The sequence below is a fragment of the Nocardiopsis sp. KDC1DS13DA1 genome (assembly GCF_055632325.1).
This window is the reverse complement of record NZ_JBVMUY010000014.1, coordinates 131448-150214: the sequence shown is the minus strand read 5'-3', so window position 1 is coordinate 150214 and position 18767 is coordinate 131448. Positions and strand designations below refer to the sequence as shown.

The following is an 18767-nucleotide window of genomic DNA, read 5'->3' as shown; positions in this document are numbered from 1 at the left end:
AGGCACCCATGACCACCGAACCCGTGGCCGCCGGAGCCGTCGAGCCCGCCGCCGACCCCGAACTCCGTCAGGACGAACCCGACCGCCTGGTCCTGCACGCACGCGACGTCCAGTTCGACTGGAGCCGCCTGGACCTGCACTGGATCCCCGGCGAACCGTTCGCCACCCACGTCATCAACGTGCTGCACCTGTTGCTGCCCGAGGGTGAGCGGTGGTTCGTCGAGGTCTTCAAGCAGGCCGTCCCGTACGTCACCGACGACCTTCTGCGGGAGCAGGTCCTCGGATTCATCGGCCAGGAGGCCGTGCACGCCGAGGCGCACGCGGGCGTGCTCGACCACATGGACGCCCACGGACTGGACCCGACACCGTACGTGGAGCAGATCGCCTGGCTCTTCCGGATCGTGCTCGGCGACCGGGACCTCACCGGGCGGCGGGCCGAGTCCTGGCTGCGCACCCGCCTGGCGATCATCGCCGGGATCGAGCACTACACCGCCGTCCTCGGCCAGTGGGTGCTCGACGCGAAGGAGCTCGACCGGGCGGGCGCCGACGAGACCATGCTCGACCTGCTGCGATGGCACGGAGCGGAGGAGGTCGAGCACCGCGCGGTCGCCTTCGACCTGTACATGCACGTGGACGGGGGCTACCGCCGCCGCGCCCTGGCCATGGGGATCTCCGCGACCGTGCTCGCCGCCCTGTGGGTGCGCGGCGTGACGTTCCTCGTCCGCAACGACCCCTACCTGCGGGGCCGGATCGACGGCCGCGTGCCGCGTACCTCCTGGGCCCTGCGCGACGGCAGGCGCGGCCTGATCCCGCACATGGGCCGCCTGGTCCGCGCCGTACCCGAGTACCTGCGCCGGAAGTACCACCCCTCCCAGCACGGCTCCACGAGCCAGGCCGTCGCCTACCTGGCCGTCTCCCCCGCCGCCCGCGCGGCCGAGGCCGCCGGACAGGAGGCGTCCCGGTGACCGGCGCCGACCGCGAGGGCCGCGGCACCCCGAGGGTCAAGCACAGCGCGGAGTACTACGCGCGGCCCCGGCCCCCGACGAGCCTGTTCCGCGGCGGGGGCCCGGACCGCTTCATCCGGCGGATCGCACGGCTGGCCGCCGCGGTGGAGCCGATCACCGCGGCACTGCCGCCGGGGCACCCCGCCCCGCCCCCCGCCGGGGACCTGCCGGTCAGGGTCGCGCGGGTGGAGCGCCCGGCAGCGGACGTGGCCGTGCTCACCCTGGTCCACGAGAGGCCGGGCACACCGCTGCCCGCGTGGCAGCCCGGACACCACGTGGACGTGGTCCTGGGCGGCGGCGTCGTGCGCCAGTACTCGCTCAACGGCGACCCCCGCGACCGCTCCCGCTACCGGATCGCCGTACGGCGGATCCCGGACGGCACCGGGTCGGGCCTGGTGCACGCGCTGGAGGAGGGCGACACGCTGGGGCTGCGCGGGCCGCGCAACGCCTTCCCCTTCGCCCGCGCCGACCGGTACCTGTTCGTCGCGGGCGGGATCGGCGTCACCCCGATCCTGCCGATGGTGCGCGAGGCGCACCGTTCGGGGACCCCGTTCCGGATGGTGTACACCGGCCGGTCGCGGGAGAGCATGCCGTTCACCGGTGAACTCCCCGGCGGCGCGGACGTGTTCGTCCGCCCCGACGACGAGTACGGCGTGCCCGACGCCGCGCAGATCCTGGCGGGCCTGACCCCGGAGACCGCGGTGTACGTGTGCGGCCCGGCACCGCTGATCAGCGCCGTGCGCGCCCGCGTCCCGTCCACAACGGCGTTCTTCTGCGAACGGTTCGCGCCCGCGCCGATCGTCGACGGGGAGCCGTTCGAGCTGCGGCTCGGCCGCGACGGGCCGGTGGTGTCCGTCCCGGCCGACGCGACGGCGCTGGACGTGGTCCGCGGGGTGCGGCCCGAGACGCCCTACTCCTGCCGTCAGGGGTTCTGCGGCACCTGCCGGGTGCCCCTGCTGGAGGGAGTTCCCGACCACCGGGACCGTCCCACCGGCGGCTCACCGCGGGGCGGGGAGTTCGCGCTGTGCGTGTCCCGGGCCCGGGAGGGCGAGAGGTTGGTCCTCGACGTCTGAGATCCCCGGCCGCGGGCGTCCGGGTCCACGGCCGGGCGGGTAGGTTCGGGGAAAGGCGTACGACGTTCTCAGGAGGTCACGACGACCGTGGTGTCCCACAGGACCGACCGTCACCAGGCGCGGGTGACCCCACGGTCGGAGGCTCCGGCGGCCGCGCCGGGGACCAGGCGGCGGCCCCGCCGCATGGCGCCACAGGAACGCCGGGAGGACCTGATCCGGACGGCGCTGCACGTGTTCGCGCGGCGCCCGCCCGGTGAGGTCACCCCGGAGGAGATCGCGGAGGAGGCGGACGTGTCCAGGGCACTGGTCTACCGCTACTTCCCCAACATGGCGGAGCTGCGCCGGGAGGCGCTGGCCAAGGCGATGGACGAACTGATCGCGCGGCTGGTCCCCCCGCACGGCATGCCGCCGCTGGAACAGGTGCGGTTCGGCCTGCGCGCGTTCATCGCCTTCGCCGACTCCTACGCGCCGGCGTACGCGGCGCTGCTCAACGGCGGGTCGATGGTCGCCACCGAGGAGACCGAGGCCGAGATCGACCGTGTGCGCGAGGCGACGGTGCTGTTGGTCCTGGAGCGGGTGGGGGTCCCGGCCCCCTCCACCGGGCTGGTGATGGCGCTGCGGTGCTGGAACTCGGTGGTGGAGACCGCGGTGATGCGCTGGCTCCGGGAGCGGGGGATGACCGCCGACGCCCTGGCCGACTGGCTGCTCGACCAGCTCGTCGCGATGATGGCCGCGTCGGGCGGGCCGGAGGAGGAGTTGGCGAGGATGGCCGCCCTGGTCGACACCCGGGGGGCCTGAGGGCACCGGGCCGGGCGGGGTCGGCGGCGGTCCCGGCACACGACGAAGGCCCCGCTCGCGTGGAGCGGGGCCTTCATTGACGTGTACCCCCGAGCGGATTCGAACCGCCGTTACCGCCTTGAGAGGGCGGCGTCCTAGGCCACTAGACGACGGGGGCCAGGACGATCCGAGTGCGACCGTGAAGACCACGATACCCGCTCGAACCGGACATCAGCGACAAGCGCCGACCAGAAAGAAAGCCCCCACGGTGTGGGAGCCTCTCCCTGTGGTACCCCCGAGCGGATTCGAACCGCCGTTACCGCCTTGAGAGGGCGGCGTCCTAGGCCACTAGACGACGGGGGCGCACGTTGGGTCGAAGACCCGTGCGGCTCACGGCGGACCGTGAGACCGGAGCTGGGCTACCAGGACTCGAACCTAGACTAACTGAACCAGAATCAGTCGTGCTGCCGATTACACCATAGCCCAGTGCTTTCAGTGGGACCTGGTCGCTTTCGCTTCCCTGTCCCCCTCGGCGACGTCGTTAACTCTAGCGGACATTCAGAGTGCTCGCGAACAGAAATCGGGGTGGCCGGCCTGTGGGCCCGGCCACCCCGACCGCTCACGCCTGCGCGGTGTCCTTCTCCTGGGCCCGGAGCCGCTCCAGCGCGGCGCCGATCCGGGCCAGGACGCGGTCACGGCCGAGCACCTCCAGGGACTCGAACAGCGGCAGGCCGACCGTGCGCCCGGTCACCGCGACACGCACGGGCGCCTGTGCCTTGCCGAGCTTGAGCCCGAGCGCGGCGCCGGTCTCCTCCGTGGCGGTCTTCAACGCGTCGGCGGTCCACTCCTGGCCCGGGTCGGCCAAACGTGCCTGGGCGGCCTCCAGCATCTCCCTGCCCACGCCCGGCTTCATCGCCTTGTTCCAGCTCTTCTCGTCCTCGACGGGCTCCCCGAGGAAGAGGAAGTCCACGTTGGGCACGATCTCGCTGAGCACGGCCACACGGCTCTGCGCGAGCGGGGCGACCGCCCGGAACACGGCGGGGTCGTAGTCGGCGGGGTCCCAGGGCGCGGCGTCACCGGACAGCCAGGGCTGGCAGCGGTGGATGAAGTCGTCCAGCTCCAGTGCGCGGATGTACTCGCCGTTGAAGGCGCGCAGCTTCTTCTCGTCGAAGAAGGCGCTGGAGCTGTTGACGTCCGCCACCCTGAACAGCGGCTGCATCTGCGACCAGGGCATGATCTCGCGGTCGTCGCCCGGAGCCCAGCCCAGCAGCATGAGGTAGTTGACCATCGCCTCGGCCAGGTAGCCCTCCTCCTGGTAGGACTCCAGGGCGACCTTGTCGCGGCGCTTGGACAGCTTCTTGCGCTGCTCGTTGACGATCACGGGCAGGTGCGCCCACACCGGCGGGGTCAGGCCCAGCGCCTCCCACAGCAGCTGCTGCTTGGGGGTGTTGGACAGGTGCTCCTCACCGCGGATGACGTGGGTGATGCCCATCTCCACGTCGTCGACCACGTTGGCCAGGACGAAGAGCGGGGAACCGTCGGCGCGGGCGATCACGAAGTCCTCGATGGCCGCGTGGTCGAACTCCACCCGGCCGCGGATCCGGTCCTCGACCACCGTCGGTCCGCCGTCGGGGACGCGGAACCGCAGGGCGCGTCCCGGGCCGGGCTGCAGCCCCCGGTCGCGGCAGAAGCCGTCGTAGCCCAGGTTGGGGTTGTCGCGGCGCTCCTGCACCTGATCGCGGGTGCAGTCGCAGTAGTAGGCGCGACCGTCCGCGTGCAGGCGCTGGGCGGTCTCCCGGTGCTGCTCGGCGTAGGCCGACTGGAAGTAGGGTCCCTCGAAGTGCGGGTCGGCGTCGCTGATCCCCAGCCAGGCCAGCGCGCGGATGATGCCGTCGGTCCACTCCGGGCGGTTGCGGGCCGCGTCGGTGTCCTCGACGCGAAGGACCATGCGCCCCTCGGGGACCTGCTGTGCCAGGGCCCAGTTGAAGAGCGCGGAGCGGGCGCCGCCCACGTGGAACATGCCCGTGGGGGACGGGGCGAATCGGGTGCGAATAGGAGTCTCAGTCACGGCCACCAGCGTATCGGGGGTGGACGTGCGCTCCCGGAACATCGCTGGTGGGGGTAGCGCGCCCGAGGGAGCGGGCCGGGGCCGAAGGGGGCGACCGGCCCGGGGTCAGGTGGTGGCGGACAGCGGCCGGGGATAGAGGGGCCCCATGCCGAACCGGGCCGAGAGGGCGTCGGCGAAGGCCGCGGCGATCTTCAGTTCGCCGCCGGCGTTGGGGTGGGTGCCGTCGTAGGCGTCCGCCGCGGGATCCCAGCCGTCCGTTCCGGCCACGTTCACGCTGACCACGGGGGAGGCGGCCGTGGACAGGTCCGCGGCCACCTCGCGGACGGTCTCGTTGTAGGCGTACACGCGCAGCGCGAAGCCCTCGTCGGTCTGGGCGAGGGCGATGGGGAGCACCTCGGCGACCACCACGCGCAGGTTCGGGTTGCCCCTCCGGGCGGCCTCCACGTAGTCGCGCAGGCGCCGCTCCATGTCCCCGGTCTCCACCGGCCACAGCAGGTCGTTGACGCCGATCATGACGCACAGCACGTCCGGCTGGTGGACGCGGACCTCCTCCTGGATGGAGCCGGCCGCGTCGAGCAGGGTCCGCCCCCACAGGGCGTTGTGGTCCTGGTCGAAGCCGGGGTCGCGGTACTCGACGGTGGCGGGGTCGCCGTCCTCCCCGGGCCACGCGGCCGCGGACGGGTCGGTCCGCTCCTGCGGGGCACCCGTCCCCCCGTCCTCGTCGGTCGGCACCGGGAACATCATGTCCCGGGTCGCGGGGTCGGTGTAGGGGCCGACGAAGTCCAGGTCGTCGACGTGCGGGGCGAGGTGGTTCCACAGGTGGTAGCGCCAGGTCCAGTCACCGTTGGCGCCCTGGGTCATCGAGTCGCCCGCGATCATGACGCGGCTGGGGTCGCGCACGGGTGCCTCCTGCTCGGGTTCGCGGTCGACGGATCCGAACCGGGCGAGGGCCCAGAGCCCCCCGCCCAGCGCGACGAGCACGAGGGCCAGCGCTCCGGCGATGAGGAGCGGGACTGGGCGTCGGCGCACGGCCACGGGGGTCCTCCCGTTTCCCGGGGGTCGGCAGTAGGCAGAGCGTACCGCCGGCCCCGGTTCCGCCGGGGCCCCGGGGCTCCCGGTGTGGAACCGCGGCCCACCCGGAGGTCACCCCGGGTGGGCCCCCGGACACACGGGGTCGGATCCGGGGCGCGGGGTCAGTCGCGGGCGACCACGCGGTTGCGGATGGTCCCGAGCCGCTCGACGGTCACGGCGACCTCCTGGCCGACCCGCACCGGCCCCACGCCCGCCGGTGTGCCCGTGAGGACGACGTCGCCGGGCAGCAGGGTCATGAAGGAGGTGACGTACTCGATGACGGCTGGGATGTCGTGGATGAACCGCGACGTGTGCCCGTCCTGGCGGACCTCGCCGTCGACCGTGGTGGTCAGGGCCAGGTTCTGGGCCTCCTCCACGGACAGCCCCGTGGTGATCCAGGGGCCGAGGGGGCAGAAGGAGTCGAACCCCTTCGCCCGCGTCCACTGCTTGTCGCGCTTTTGGAGGTCCCGGGCGGTGACGTCGTTGGCCACGGTGTACCCGAAGATGACGTCCTTGGCGCGTTCACGGGGCACCTCGCGGCACGGCCGGGAGATGACGAGGGCGAGTTCTCCCTCGAAGTGGACCTCCTCGGACACCGCCGGATGGAAGATCGGGTCCCCCGGACCGGTCACGGCCGTGGAGGGCTTGAGGAAGACCACGGGCTCGTCGGTGGACCCGCCGGTCACCTCGCGCATCTCCTCGACGTGGTCGGCGTAGTTCTTGCCGACGCACACCACCTTGGTGGGCAGGACGGGCGACAGGAGGCGGACGTCGGAGAGCTTGGCGCGCTCGCCGGTCGGCGTGATGTCACCGAGCAGGGGGTGCCCGTTGAGCCGGGCGACGAAGTCCTCGCCGCTGTCGGTGTCCGTCTCCACCAGACCGAACCCGACCTCGTCACCGGACGCGAAACGCGCGATACGCACCTGATGCCTCCCAGCACCCCCGTCGAATCAACTTCCGTTGAAGGGTAACCGCGCGCGGCGCCGCGAGCACACGCGACCAGGCCGGTGAACCGACATCCCGCCACACACAGGGTTTTCCGGGTCACACGTTGGCACGGTTTTGGGTCCGACTCTGGCATGCTGGAACGGACGTCCGTTGTCGAGAGGTTGCTGCCCGTGCCCACGTCCGCTCCGCGCAGGCGATCCCGCGCCCGGCACCGTCGGCGCCGCCGGTACCCGATGGGTCTGGCGCTCGGCCTGTGCCTGGTCTCCGGCGCCTCCGTCGTGCTCATGGTCGCCGTGCCCGAACCCTCGACCGACATCGGCGACCCCGCCGAGACCGGTGCGTCCACGCTCCTGGAGGAGGTGACGGCCGACGGGACCGGCTCCGAACGCCGCTCGGCGCCCGAGGGCTCCGTCAACTCCACCACCCTCGCCCCGGCCCAGGACCCCGCACCGGACGGGAGCGCGCCGGAGGAGGACGAGGACGACCTTCCGGTCCTGCTCCGGTCCGTGGAGGAGGAGGTCGACACCGCCGACGGCGAGATGCGTACCGTGGAGGGTGAGAGCGAGGTCATGGGCGAGGGCCCGCTGCTGACCTTCGCCGTCGAGGTGGAGGAGGGGCTGCCCGGCGACGACGGGGACTTCGCGGCGGCCGTGGAGGAGATCCTCGGCGACCCCCGGAGCTGGGGCGACGACGGCGAGCGGTCGGTCCAGCGGGTGGACGGGGACGACGCCGACGTCCGCGTGACCCTGGCCGCCCCGGACAGCGTCGACCGGTTGTGCGCCCCGCTGCGCACCAACGGGTTCGTCTCGTGCGCCAACGGCAACCGCGCCATCATCAACCAGAACCGCTGGGTGTCGGGCGTGGAGCACTTCGACGGCGACCTGGAGACCTACCGGATCTACCTGATCAACCACGAGGTGGGCCACACCCTCGGCCACGGCCACGTGTTCTGCCCGGGCGAGGGTGAGCCCGCGCCGGTGATGCAGCAGCAGACCCTGGACCTCCAGGGCTGCGAGCGCAACGGATGGGTGTACCCGGACAACGGGTGAGCGCGTGGTCCTCGGGTCCGCGCGCCGCCCCGGCCCGTGTTCGGGCGCGCGGGGAGCCAGGGGTCGCGCACGCCCGGCCACGCCTTCGCGGTCGCTCCGGGTCTCAGCTCTGCGGGTATCCCTGCCGGAGCAGGCCGTAGGTGACGGCCTGTTCGAGCGCCACCCACGACGCGTCGACGACGTTCGGTCCCACACCGACCGTGGTCCACTCCCCCGTGCCGTCGCCGAAGGTGATGAGGATCCGCGTGATGGCGTTGGTGCCGGAGCTGCCCTCCAGGATGCGGACCTTGTAGTCGGTCAGCTCCAACCCGGCCAGAGCCGTGTACACGCCCTCCAGCGCGCTGCGCAGCGCGCGGTCCAGCGCGTTGACGGGGCCGTTGCCCTCGGCCGTGGCGATGACGCGCTCGCCCTTGACCGCGAGCTTCACCGTGGCCTCGGTGAGGCTCTCGTACCGGTCGTCCAGGGGACTCGCGCCGGTGGTGGGACGCCGCTCGGTGATGACCCGCCAGGACTCGGTGTCGAAGTAACGCACCGGATCGCCGAGTTCCTCCCGGAGGAGCAGCTCCAGTGAGGCGTCGGCCGCCTCGAAGCTGTACCCGGACAGCTCCAGGCCCTTGACCCGGTCCACGACGCGCCCCGAGAGCTCCCGGTCACCGCCCAGGTCCAGCCCCAGTTCCTGGGCCTTGAGCTCGATCGAGGCGCGACCGGCCATGTCGGACACGAGCATGCGCATGCGGTTGCCGACGAGCGCGGGGTCGGTGTGCTGGTACAGGTCGGGGTCGACCTTGATCGCGGAGGCGTGCAGTCCCGCCTTGTGCGCGAACGCCGACACCCCGACGTAGGGCTGGTGGGTGTCCGGGGTGAGGTTGACGATCTCCGCGATGGCGGTCGCCACCCGGGTCATCTCGGCCAGGCAGCCCTCGGGCAGGACGTCGCGCTGCTGCTTGAGGGTGAGTGCGCCGACCACGGAGAACAGGTTGGCGTTGCCGACCCGCTCGCCGTAGCCGTTGGCCGTGCACTGGACGTGCGTGGCACCGGCCTCGACCGCGGCGAGGGTGTTGGCGACGGCGCAGCCGGTGTCGTCCTGGGCGTGGATGCCCAGGCGCGCCCCGGTGGCCTCGCGCACCTCGGCGACCGTGAGGGTGACGTCCTCCGGCAGCATGCCGCCGTTGGTGTCGCACAGCACGACCACGTCCGCCCCGGCCTCGACCGCCGTCGCGACGACGCGGAGCGCGTACTCCGGGTCGTGGCGGTAGCCGTCGAAGAAGTGCTCGCAGTCCACGAACACCCGCTGACCGTGTTCGCGCAGGTGGGAAACGGTGTCGGCGATCATCGCGAGGTTCTCGGACAGGGTGGTGCGCAGGGCCCGTTCGACGTGCCGGCCGTCACTCTTGGCGACAAGGGTGACGACCGGTGCGCCGCTGTCGCGCAGGGCGGCCACCTGTGGGTCGTCGGCGGCCCTCACACCGGCCCGGCGGGTCGCGCCGAACGCGGTGAGTTGCGCGTGCTTCAGCGTGAGCTCTCGTGAAGCCCGCTGGAAGAACTCGGTGTCCTTGGGGTTGGCCCCCGGCCACCCGCCCTCGATGAACGCCACCCCGAAGTCGTCGAGCAGCTGCGCGATGGCCAGCTTGTCGGAGACCCGCAGATTGATCCCCTCGCGCTGGGCACCGTCGCGCAGCGTGGTGTCGAAGACGTGGAAACCGTCATCCCTCATGGGTGGTACTCCCGAAGGTGGACGCCGGGGCACCGGCCCGGCCAACAAAAAAGACCCCTCGTGGACACGAGAGGTCAGCGCGCTGGCAGGGTCCGTGTGGACTGTCCCGGCGTGGATGGGCAGTCGGTCAGCCAGCGCGCCTCACGATAATGAGAACCTGAGACGGCATGAGGCCAGTGTGCCACACGAGTCCGGAGTCTTCGGTGTTCACGGGCCGATTGTCTCACCTTTCGAGACAGGGATTTCTCTTTCCGGACGTTCCGCCCCGGTGCGGCGACGGACGACGGCGACCTCCGTTCCCGGGGCGACGGCGAAGGCCCCGACCGTCGCACGGCCGGGGCCTCGGCTCCGTCTCGGGGCACGCGCCCCCGAACGCTAGAAGCGGGTGATCCACCCGTACTTGTCGGCGCGCTGCCCGGTCTGGAGCCCCACGAGCTCCTCGCGCAGGCGCATCGTGACGGGGCCCGGGGTCCCGTCGCCGATCCGGAACTCGCCGTCGTCGCTCTTGACGAAGCCCACGGGGGTGATCACGGCGGCGGTGCCGCAGGCGAAGACCTCGGAGATCTCACCGGACTCGGCGGCCTCGCGCCACTCATCGGTGGACAGCGGCTTCTCCTCGGCCTCGTAGCCGAGGTCGGGCGCCATCCGCAGCAGCGACTCACGGGTGATGCCCGGCAGGAGGGTGCCGGTGAGCGGCGGCGTGCGCAGGCGGGCGTTCTCGCCGGTACCGAACACGAACCACAGGTTCATGCCCCCCATCTCCTCGACCCACCGGTGCTCCCGGGCGTCGAGCCAGACCACCTGGTCGCACCCCTTCTCGACCGCCTGGGCCTGGGCGAGGAAGCTGGCCGCGTAGTTGCCCGCGAACTTGGCGGCACCGGTCCCGCCCGGGGCGGCCCGCGTGTAGTCCTTGGACAGCCAGACGGTCACCGGCTTGACGCCGCCGGAGAAGTAGGAGCCGACCGGCGACGCGATCAGGAGGTAGACGTAGCTGCGGGAGGGGTGGTTCACCCCCAGGCCGACGTCCGTGGCGATCATGAACGGCCGCAGGTACAGGCTGAAGTCGGGCTTGCTCGGGACCCAGTCGCCGTCGTGCTCGAGGAGGAGCTCGATCGACCGGAGGAAGAGGTCCTCGGGGAGTTCCGGCATCGCCATGCGGGCGGCGCTCCTGTTGAACCGCGCCGCGTTGGCCTCCGGGCGGAAGGAGGCGAGGGAACCGTCCGGGTGGCGGTAGGCCTTGAGGCCCTCGAAGATCTCCTGCGCGTAGTGCAGTGCGGCTGTCGCCGGGTCCAGGCTCAGCGGACCGTACGGCTCGAGTTTGGCGTCGTGCCACCCCTTGCCCTCGGTGTAACGGATGGTCACCATGTGGTCGGTGAACACCTGGCCGAACCCGGGACTCTCCAGCAGTTCCTCTCGTTCCCGCGGGGTCTTCCGCTGGTCGGAGAGCTGGATGTCGAACGTCAACCCGCTTGTGGTGGTGTTGTTGTTCATGTCGTGGTTGGTCCTCTCGGGTGCAACAGGTCGGCAGCATCGCCGACCTGGGATCTAGTCTGGCGGAAGAGCGCACCCGGTGCCAGACCGGAGGGTGGACGTGCGACGGGCGCGCTCGGTGGTACCGGGCGCGCCCGTCGGCGTGTGTCGGTGGTGTGGCCGTCAGCCGCGCCCGTGGGGAGGGCAGGGCCGACGGTGTGGCGTCAGCCCTGCTCGCCTACTCGCGCGGCGAGGTCGTCACCGATCTGGGAGGTGGAGCGCGCCGCGCCGCCCTGGGCGCGGGTCTTGAGGTCCGCGGCGACCGCGTCCTCGACCCTGCGGGCGGCCTCGGGCACGCCGAGGTGGTCCAGCATGGTGGCGACCGACAGCACCGTGGCGGTGGGGTCGGCCTTGCCCTGGCCCGCGATGTCGGGCGCGGAGCCGTGCACCGGCTCGAACATGCTGGGGAAGGTGTTGTCCGGGTTGACGTTGCCGCTGGCGGCGAGCCCGATGCCGCCGGTGACGGCGGCGCCGATGTCGGTGATGATGTCGCCGAACAGGTTGTCGGTGACCACCACGTCGAAGCGCGCGGGCTGGTTGACGAAGAACATGGCGGCGGCGTCGACGTGGCAGTAGTCGACGGTGACCTGCGGATACTCGGCACCGACCGCGCGCACGACCCGCTGCCAGAGGTCACCGGCGAAGGTCAGGACGTTGTCCTTGTGGACCAGGGTGAGCTTCCTGCGCGGACGGGCGGCGGCCCTGTCGAAGGCGTAGCGGACCACGCGCTCGACCCCGAAGCGGGTGTTGACGCTGTCCTGGGTGGCGATCTCGTGCGGGGTGCCCTTGCGCAGCACACCGCCGGCGCCCGCGTAGGGGCCCTCGGTGCCCTCGCGCACGACCAGCATGTCGATGTCCTCGGGGGACACGCCCGCCAGGGGGCTGTCGACACCGGGGAAGAGGCGCACGGGGCGCAGGTTGACGTAGTGGTCGAAGTCGAAGCGCAGACGCAGCAGCAGACCGCGCTCCAGGACACCGCTGGGGACGCTGGGGTCACCGACGGCGCCCAGGAGGATCGCCTCGTGCTCGCGGAGCTCGGCCTCGACGGAGTCGGGCAGGGTCTCGCCGGTCCGGTGCCAGAGCTTGGCGCCCAGCTCGTACTCGGTGGCCTCGAGGGCGAGGCCGTGCTGGGGGGCGACGGCCTCCAGGACCTTGAGCCCCTCACCGACCACCTCGGGTCCGATCCCGTCACCCGGGATGACGGCCAGTTTCACCGTGCGCGCTGCCATACGGACTGCCTCTAACTCGAACGCGACCCAACCACGCGTGTCTCACATGGCGAGATCAGAATGAACAGTGGATGAGACAAGCCTAGGGCATGTCCAGCGGGCCCCCGCCGTCCCTGCGGTCCAGGGCGCCCTGGAGGGCGCGGTGGACCTCGTCCTCGGAGTCGGGCGTGGACGGGTACTCGACCATGTCGTACATGTGATCCTCCGGATGCGACGCGTGACGGCCGCCGGGAACGGCGGAGTCGGCTGCGGATGCGTGCGCTGGAGCCACCCGGAACGGGGCGCGACGGCCGGGAGTTCCGGGCGCGGAGCGCCTCGGACGTGGGCGGCGATGGCCACGGAAGAAGGAGCGGTTCGCCCCGGCGGGATCGACTGCCGGATGTCGCCGACGCGGGCCCGGTTCGGGCGGGCGGGGCGATGGGCGGCGGCGCCGGGCGGTCGGGCCCGGTCCGCTGACTCCTAGGACGACAGAATATCGGATGTCCAAGTATTTGACCAGGACATCCCACGATGTGAGACGATCGCGTGTCGCTGCTGGTGAGAGGGGGTGTGGTCCGAAAGAAGCGAGGAGTGAGGGGCCGCGGCGGGCACCGCGGCCGGGAAACGGAAGGGGCCGTACCACCGCGCGGTGGTACGGCCCCGAACACCAGGGGGGTCGCGAGGAGCCCGCTCCGCGACCCTCCCGTGCCCGGTGCACACCGGGCACGGGAGGGTTCACGCCGGCGGACGGCCCTGCCCCGGAGGGGTCCCTCAGTCCTCCAGGTCGACCTGACGGGTGATGTCCGCCTGGATCTCCGAGGAGATCGAGGCCAGGACCTCGTCGGGCACCGCGGAGTCCACGGTCAGGGCGATGAGCGCCTTGCCGCCCTCCTGGTCCCGGATGACCTGCATACCCGCGATGTTGACCTGGGAGTCGCCCAGCAGCGCACCGACCTTGCCCACGATGCCCGGGCGGTCCTCGTAGGAGAGGAACACCATGTGGTCGCTGAGGCTGATCTCCATGCCGTAGTTGTTGATCTCCACCAGCTTCTCCACCTGGCGGGGACCGGTCAGGGTGCCCGACACCGACACCCGCTGGCCGTCGGCCAGGACGCCGCGCACGGAGATGAGGTTGCGCCAGTCGCTGTGGTCGTCACTGGTCACGAGGTTGACCTCGACGCCGCGCTCCTTGGCCAACAGCGGGGCGTTGACGAAGGTCACCGTGTCCTCGACCACGTCGGCGAACACGCCCTTGAGCGCGGCCAGCTCCAGCACCTTCACGTCGTGGGCGGCGATCTCCCCGCGCACCTCGACGTCGATCCGGCTGGCGATCGTGCCCGCCAGGGAGGTGAACACCCGGCCCAGCTTCTCCGTGAGCGGCAGGCCCGGCTTGATCTCCTCGGCCACCCCGGTGCCCTGCACGTTCACCGCGTCCGGCACGAACTCGCCCGACAGCGCGAGCTTCACCGAACGGGCCACCTGCGTGCCCGCCTTCTCCTGCGCCTCGGCGGTGCTGGCGCCCAGGTGGGGGGCCACGACGACGTTCTCGAACTCGAACAGCGGGCTGTCCGTGCACGGCTCCTTGGCGAAGACGTCGATACCGGCGCCGGCCACCCGGCCGTCCTTGAGCGCCCGGTACAGGGCGTCCTCGTCCAGGATCCCGCCGCGCGCGGCGTTGATGACCCGCACGCTCGGCTTGACCTTGCTCAGCGCCTCGTCACCGATCAGGCCCAGCGTGTCCTTGTTCTTGGGCAGGTGGATGGTGATGAAGTCGCTGCGCTCCAGCAGGTCGTCCAGCGTGGTCATCTCCACGCCGATCTGCGCGGCCCGCGCGGGCTGCACGAACGGGTCGTAGGCGATGACCTTCGTGCCGAAGGCCGACAGCCGCTGCGCGACCAGGGCGCCGATCCGGCCCAGGCCGACCACGCCGACGACCTTCTCGTACAGCTCCACGCCGGTGTACTTCGAGCGCTTCCACTCGCCGTTGACGAGCGCGTTGTGCGCCGGGGCGGTGTTGCGGGCGCTGGCCAGGAGCAGGTTGATCGCCTGCTCGGCCGCGCTGATGATGTTGGAGGTCGGGGCGTTGACCACCAGGACGCCCGCCTTGGTGGCGGCGTCCACGTCCACGTTGTCCAGACCGACACCGGCGCGGGCCACCACCTGGAGGCGGGAGGCCGCGGCCAGGGCCTCGGCGTCGATCTGCGTCGCGCTGCGCACGATCACGGCGTCCACGTCGGCGAGGGCGGGGAGCAGCTGGGAGCGGTCGGCCCCGTCGACGTGGCGCACCTCGAAGTCCTCTTCGAGCAGCGCGATTCCGGCGGGCGAGAGTTTTTCCGCGACGAGTACGGCGGGTTTGGGCACAGCGATTCCTTTTCGGGTGGTGCTACCCGAACGGGTGGAGGGATCAGCCCGCATCGGGTGTGACGGCCGGTCTAAAGTCTACTGCCGAGGTAGGGAAGCCCGCTGGCCGGTCGGGGAACACGGGCCGCGTTGCCGCACCGGCCGGGTGTCCCCACCCCCGCGTACGCGACCGGGGCGGGTGTGCACCCGCCCCGGAGGCGTCGGATCCGTCAGGCCTTGAGCCAGCTCATGAGCGGACGCAGCTGGGCGCCCACCTTCTCGATCGGCTCGTTCTGCTCGGCCTCGCGACGCTTGGTGAAGGTCGGCTGACCCGCGTCGAACTCGTCCATGAGCTCCTTGGCGTAGCTGCCGTCCTGGATCTCGCGCAGGATCTTGCGCATCTCCTCGCGGGTCTGCTCGGTGATCACACGCGGGCCGCGGGTGTAGCCGCCGTACTCCGCGTTGTCGGACACCGACCAGTTCATCTTGGAGATGCCGCCCTCGTACATGAGGTCAACGATCAGCTTGAGCTCGTGCAGGCACTCGAAGTAGGCGATCTCCGGCTGGTAGCCCGCCTCGACCAGCGTGGCGAAACCGGCCTTGACCAGCTCCTCCGTACCGCCGCACAGGACGGCCTGCTCACCGAACAGGTCGGTCTCGGTCTCCTCGGTGAACGTCGTCTTGATGACGCCCGCCTTGGTGCCGCCGATGCCCTTGGCCCAGGACAGCGCCAGGTCCCAGGCCTGACCGCTGGCGTCCTTCTCGACCGCGACCAGGCAGGGCACGCCGCGCCCGGCCTCGTACTGGCGGCGGACCAGGTGGCCCGGGCCCTTGGGGGCGACCATGGCCACGTCGACGCCCTCGGGCGGGGTGATGAGGCCGTAGCGGATGCTGAAGCCGTGACCGAAGAAGAGCGCGTTGCCCGCCTCCAGGTTGGGCGCGATCTCGTCGGCGTACAGGTCCCGGTGGATGTGGTCGGGAACCAGGATCATGACGACGTCGGCCTCGCGGGCGGCCTCGGCGGGGGTGAGGACGCGCAGGCCCTCCTCCTCCGCCTTGGCGCGGCTCTTGGAGCCCTCGGCCAGACCGATCCGCACGTCGACGCCCGAGTCCCGCAGCGACAGCGCGTGCGCGTGGCCCTGGCTGCCGTAACCGATCACGGCGACCTTCTTGCTCTGGATGAGCTCCAGGTCAGCGGCGTCGTCGTAGTACATCTGTGCTGCCACTTGGGGTTACTCCTTGATTCTTACGTTCGTGTCTCGGGCCCGGCGCGCGGGCCCGGATGCCCGTACGGGCTCAGGCGCTGCGGTCGACCGCGCGGAGGGAACGGTCGGTGATCGACCGGGGCCCGCGGCCCAGGGCGACCAGACCGGACTTGACGAGTTCCCTGATGCCGAACGGCTCCAGGTTCCTGACCAGGGCATCGAGCTTCTCGGGATCACCGGTGGCCTCGATGACGACGACGTCCGGGCTGACGTCCACGACGTGGGCGCGGAACAGCTCGGCCGTCTGAAGCACATGGGTGCGGCTGGACGCGTCGGCCTTGACCTTGACGAGCAGGAGCTCGCGCTGGACCGACGCGGTGGTGTCCATCTCCACGATCTTGACGACGTTGACCAGCTTGTTGAGCTGTTTGGTCACCTGCTCCAAGGGGTGGAGGTCGCAGTTGACCACGATCGTCATCCGGGACAGGCCCGCGTACTCGGTGGTGCTGACGCTGAGCGAGTCGATGTTGAACCCGCGGCGGGAGAAGAGGGAGGAGGCACGTGCGAGGATACCCGGGGTGTCCTCCACCAGAACGGAAAGCGTGTGACTGCTCATGGTGGTTGGGGCCTCTCCTAGTCCTCGTGTTCCCAGTTCGGCGCCATGTCGCGCGCGTACTGGATGTTGTCGTTGCTGACACCGGGGCCGACCATCGGCCAGACCATGGCGTCGTGGTTCACGGTGAAGTCCACGACGACCGGGACGTCGTTGATCGACATGGCCTTCTCGATGGTGGCGTCGATGTCCTCGGGGCGCTCGCAACGCAGGCCGACACAACCGTACGCCTCCGCGAGGCGGACGAAGTCGGGAATCCGCACCTTCTCGTCCTTGGGCGCGGTCTGCAGGTTGGTGTTGGAGTAGCGCCCCTCGTAGAACAGGGTCTGCCACTGGCGGACCATGCCCAGGTTGCCGTTGTTGACGACGGCGACCTTGATCGGGATGCCCTCGATCGCGCAGGTGGCGAGCTCCTGGTTGGTCATCTGGAAGCAGCCGTCGCCGTCGACCGACCACACCACGCGGTCCGGGTCGCCGACCTTGGCGCCGAGCGCGGCCGGGACGGAGAAGCCCATGGTGCCGAGGCCGCCGGAGTTGACGAAGGCGCCGGGGCGCTCGTAGTCGATGAACTGGGCGGCCCACATCTGGTGCTGGCCGACCCCGGCGACGTAGGTGGCCTCCGGACCGGCGACCTTGCCCAGCCGCTGGATGACGGCCTGCGGGGACAGACTGCCGTCCGTGGCCTCCTCGAAGCCCTTGGGGTAGGTGGTGCGCAGTCGGTTGAGCTGGTGCCACCAGGCGGCGTAGTCGCCCTCGCGGCCCTTCTCCTGGTCGGCGCGCACGGCGACCACCAGGTCGGCGAGCACCTCGCGGCAGTCCCCGACGATGGGCACGTCCGCGTGGCGGTTCTTGGAGATCTCCGCGGGGTCGATGTCGGCGTGGACGATCCTGGCGTCCGGCGCGAAGCTGTCCAGGCGACCGGTGACGCGGTCGTCGAAGCGGGCGCCCAGGGCGACGATGAGGTCCGCCTTCTGGAGGGCGCCGACCGCGGCGACGTCGCCGTGCATGCCGGGCATGCCCACGAACAGGGGGTGGCTGTCGGGGAAGACGCCCCGGGCCATCAGGGTGGTCACCACCGGAACGCCGGTGAGCTCGGCCAGGACGCGCAGCTCGGCCGAGGCCCCGGCGCGCAGGACGCCGCCGCCCACGTACAGGACGGGGCGCTTGGCCTCGCTGATCATCCGGGCGGCCTCGCGGACCTGCTTGCCGTGCGGCTTGGTGACCGGACGGTAGCCGGGCAGGTCGAGGCGCTCGGGCCAGACGAAGTCCGCCGACGCCTGCAGGGCGTCCTTGGCGATGTCGACCAGGACCGGGCCGGGTCGGCCGGTGGAGGCGATGTGGAAGGCCTCAGCGACCGTGCGCGGGATGTCGCGGACGTCGCTGACCAGGAAGTTGTGCTTGGTGATCGGCATCGTGATGCCGCAGATGTCGGCTTCCTGGAAGGCGTCGGTACCGATCATCGGGGAGGCCACCTGGCCGGTGATCGCGACCATGGGAACCGAGTCCATGTGCGCGTCGGCCAGGGGGGTCACGAGGTTGGTCGCTCCGGGGCCGCTGGTCGCCATGCACACTCCGGGCCGACCCGTGGCGTAGGCGTATCCCTCCGCCGCGTGGCCCGCTCCCTGCTCGTGGCGCATCAGGATGTGGCGCACCTTGGCCGAGTCGTAGAGGGGGTCGTAGGCGGGGAGGATGGCGCCACCGGGAATCCCGAAGACAGTGTCAACGCCGGCGTGCTCCAGTGACCTGATCAGCGATTGGGCGCCGGTCATCTGCTCGGTCATCTCAAGATCCTTCAGCGAGGGTCCAGAGCAATACAGCGGCTCTGGCTTGGTGGGTCTGACTCAACGCCTGGTGTGGCAATAAAAAAACCCCCACCGCCCGGTGGCGGTCGAGGGGTGGCGCGCAGCAGAGGTAACTCAGTGGGCTGCGCGCCGACCAAGTACGAGAATCAGGGAGTTGTTCTGCACGGTCACAACAGTGGCCGAAGGAGTGGCCACACGTCAACAAGATCGACATATTGTCTCACCATGCGAGACGCCCATGTCAGCATCCGACCATGCATGGCGACACGCTGCGGCGTTGAACAGGGCAAACCCGGCGAAGCACCCATGTGGATGTAACACAGAACACGCTGGAGCCCACGCCCGGGGATCCGTCCGGACCGTGG

General features: G+C 70.9%; 14 protein-coding genes and 3 tRNA genes. 4 read left to right on the top strand and 13 right to left on the bottom strand.

Going from position 1 to position 18767, the window contains the following annotated elements; all coding sequences use genetic code 11:
- Window positions 1–8 precede the first annotated feature (8 nt).
- From ACTVAJ_RS08805 to ACTVAJ_RS08795, 3 genes are all read left to right on the top strand, one after another.
- Window positions 9–965 carry a metal-dependent hydrolase gene (locus tag ACTVAJ_RS08805; protein ID WP_470387579.1) on the top strand — a complete coding sequence of 319 codons (957 nt, stop codon included), beginning with the start codon at window positions 9–11 and terminating at the stop codon, window positions 963–965.
- A complete protein-coding gene (locus tag ACTVAJ_RS08800; RefSeq protein ID WP_470387578.1) occupies window positions 962–2077 on the top strand; it encodes a PDR/VanB family oxidoreductase in 1116 nt (371 codons plus the stop codon). The genes ACTVAJ_RS08805 and ACTVAJ_RS08800 overlap by 4 nt, the downstream gene beginning before the upstream one ends.
- Before the next feature lie 183 nt (window positions 2078–2260).
- Window positions 2261–2875, top strand: coding sequence for a TetR/AcrR family transcriptional regulator (locus ACTVAJ_RS08795; RefSeq protein WP_470387577.1), 615 nt, complete (start codon window positions 2261–2263; stop codon window positions 2873–2875).
- An 84-nt stretch (window positions 2876–2959) separates the two neighbouring features.
- On the opposite strand, the gene ACTVAJ_RS08790 is transcribed toward ACTVAJ_RS08795, so the two are convergent.
- The 6 genes from ACTVAJ_RS08790 to ACTVAJ_RS08765 form a co-directional block, all read right to left on the bottom strand.
- A tRNA-Glu gene (locus tag ACTVAJ_RS08790) sits at window positions 2960–3032 on the bottom strand.
- A 109-nt stretch (window positions 3033–3141) separates the two neighbouring features.
- Window positions 3142–3217: transfer RNA gene (locus tag ACTVAJ_RS08785), tRNA-Glu, on the bottom strand.
- A 51-nt stretch (window positions 3218–3268) separates the two neighbouring features.
- A tRNA-Gln gene (locus tag ACTVAJ_RS08780) sits at window positions 3269–3340 on the bottom strand.
- A gap of 133 nt (window positions 3341–3473) precedes the next feature.
- Window positions 3474–4922 (bottom strand): glutamate--tRNA ligase, encoded by a 1449-nt coding sequence (gene gltX, locus ACTVAJ_RS08775; RefSeq protein WP_470387576.1) that lies wholly within the window; start codon window positions 4920–4922, stop codon window positions 3474–3476.
- 105 nt (window positions 4923–5027) lie between these two features.
- Complete coding sequence (locus ACTVAJ_RS08770; protein WP_470387575.1) at window positions 5028–5957, bottom strand: GDSL-type esterase/lipase family protein; 930 nt, start codon at window positions 5955–5957, stop codon at window positions 5028–5030.
- A gap of 158 nt (window positions 5958–6115) precedes the next feature.
- Entirely contained in the window at window positions 6116–6916 is an 801-nt protein-coding gene (locus tag ACTVAJ_RS08765) for a fumarylacetoacetate hydrolase family protein (protein ID WP_470387574.1), read from the bottom strand.
- A 258-nt stretch (window positions 6917–7174) separates the two neighbouring features.
- Between ACTVAJ_RS08765 and ACTVAJ_RS08760 the strand changes: the two genes are divergently transcribed.
- Window positions 7175–7990 carry a DUF3152 domain-containing protein gene (locus ACTVAJ_RS08760; RefSeq protein WP_470387873.1) on the top strand — a complete coding sequence of 272 codons (816 nt, stop codon included), beginning with the start codon at window positions 7175–7177 and terminating at the stop codon, window positions 7988–7990.
- 103 nt (window positions 7991–8093) lie between these two features.
- Here the strand turns inward: ACTVAJ_RS08760 and cimA are convergent, their stop codons facing one another.
- From cimA to ACTVAJ_RS08725, 7 genes are all read right to left on the bottom strand, one after another.
- Window positions 8094–9704 (bottom strand): citramalate synthase, encoded by a 1611-nt coding sequence (gene cimA, locus ACTVAJ_RS08755; protein ID WP_470387573.1) that lies wholly within the window; start codon window positions 9702–9704, stop codon window positions 8094–8096.
- Between the two features lie 375 nt (window positions 9705–10079).
- A complete protein-coding gene (locus ACTVAJ_RS08750; protein WP_470387572.1) occupies window positions 10080–11195 on the bottom strand; it encodes a branched-chain amino acid aminotransferase in 1116 nt (371 codons plus the stop codon).
- Window positions 11196–11398: 203 nt separating this feature from the next.
- Window positions 11399–12463: a 3-isopropylmalate dehydrogenase gene (locus ACTVAJ_RS08745; RefSeq protein WP_470387571.1), complete on the bottom strand. Its 1065-nt coding sequence runs from the start codon at window positions 12461–12463 to the stop codon at window positions 11399–11401.
- Window positions 12464–13213: 750 nt separating this feature from the next.
- Complete coding sequence (gene serA / locus ACTVAJ_RS08740; RefSeq protein ID WP_470387570.1) at window positions 13214–14803, bottom strand: phosphoglycerate dehydrogenase; 1590 nt, start codon at window positions 14801–14803, stop codon at window positions 13214–13216.
- 209 nt (window positions 14804–15012) lie between these two features.
- Window positions 15013–16008: a ketol-acid reductoisomerase gene (gene ilvC, locus ACTVAJ_RS08735; RefSeq protein ID WP_470387569.1), complete on the bottom strand. Its 996-nt coding sequence runs from the start codon at window positions 16006–16008 to the stop codon at window positions 15013–15015.
- Between the two features lie 70 nt (window positions 16009–16078).
- Window positions 16079–16603: an acetolactate synthase small subunit gene (gene ilvN, locus ACTVAJ_RS08730; protein WP_470387568.1), complete on the bottom strand. Its 525-nt coding sequence runs from the start codon at window positions 16601–16603 to the stop codon at window positions 16079–16081.
- A gap of 17 nt (window positions 16604–16620) precedes the next feature.
- Window positions 16621–18381, bottom strand: coding sequence for an acetolactate synthase large subunit (locus tag ACTVAJ_RS08725; protein WP_470387567.1), 1761 nt, complete (start codon window positions 18379–18381; stop codon window positions 16621–16623).
- Window positions 18382–18767 lie beyond the last annotated feature (386 nt).

What these genes read in the sequence shown, in the direction of transcription:
- ACTVAJ_RS08805 (WP_470387579.1), top strand. Translation starts at nt 9, where the DNA reads ATGACCACCGAACCCGTGGCCGCCGGAGCCGTCGAGCCCGCCGCCGAC.
- ACTVAJ_RS08795 (WP_470387577.1), top strand. Translation starts at nt 2,261, where the DNA reads ATGGCGCCACAGGAACGCCGGGAGGACCTGATCCGGACGGCGCTGCAC.
- ACTVAJ_RS08760 (WP_470387873.1), top strand. Translation starts at nt 7,175, where the DNA reads ATGGGTCTGGCGCTCGGCCTGTGCCTGGTCTCCGGCGCCTCCGTCGTG.
- cimA (WP_470387573.1), bottom strand. Translation starts at nt 9,704, where the DNA reads ATGAGGGATGACGGTTTCCACGTCTTCGACACCACGCTGCGCGACGGT.
- ACTVAJ_RS08750 (WP_470387572.1), bottom strand. Translation starts at nt 11,195, where the DNA reads ATGAACAACAACACCACCACAAGCGGGTTGACGTTCGACATCCAGCTC.
- ACTVAJ_RS08745 (WP_470387571.1), bottom strand. Translation starts at nt 12,463, where the DNA reads ATGGCAGCGCGCACGGTGAAACTGGCCGTCATCCCGGGTGACGGGATC.
- ilvN (WP_470387568.1), bottom strand. Translation starts at nt 16,603, where the DNA reads ATGAGCAGTCACACGCTTTCCGTTCTGGTGGAGGACACCCCGGGTATC.
- ACTVAJ_RS08725 (WP_470387567.1), bottom strand. Translation starts at nt 18,381, where the DNA reads ATGACCGAGCAGATGACCGGCGCCCAATCGCTGATCAGGTCACTGGAG.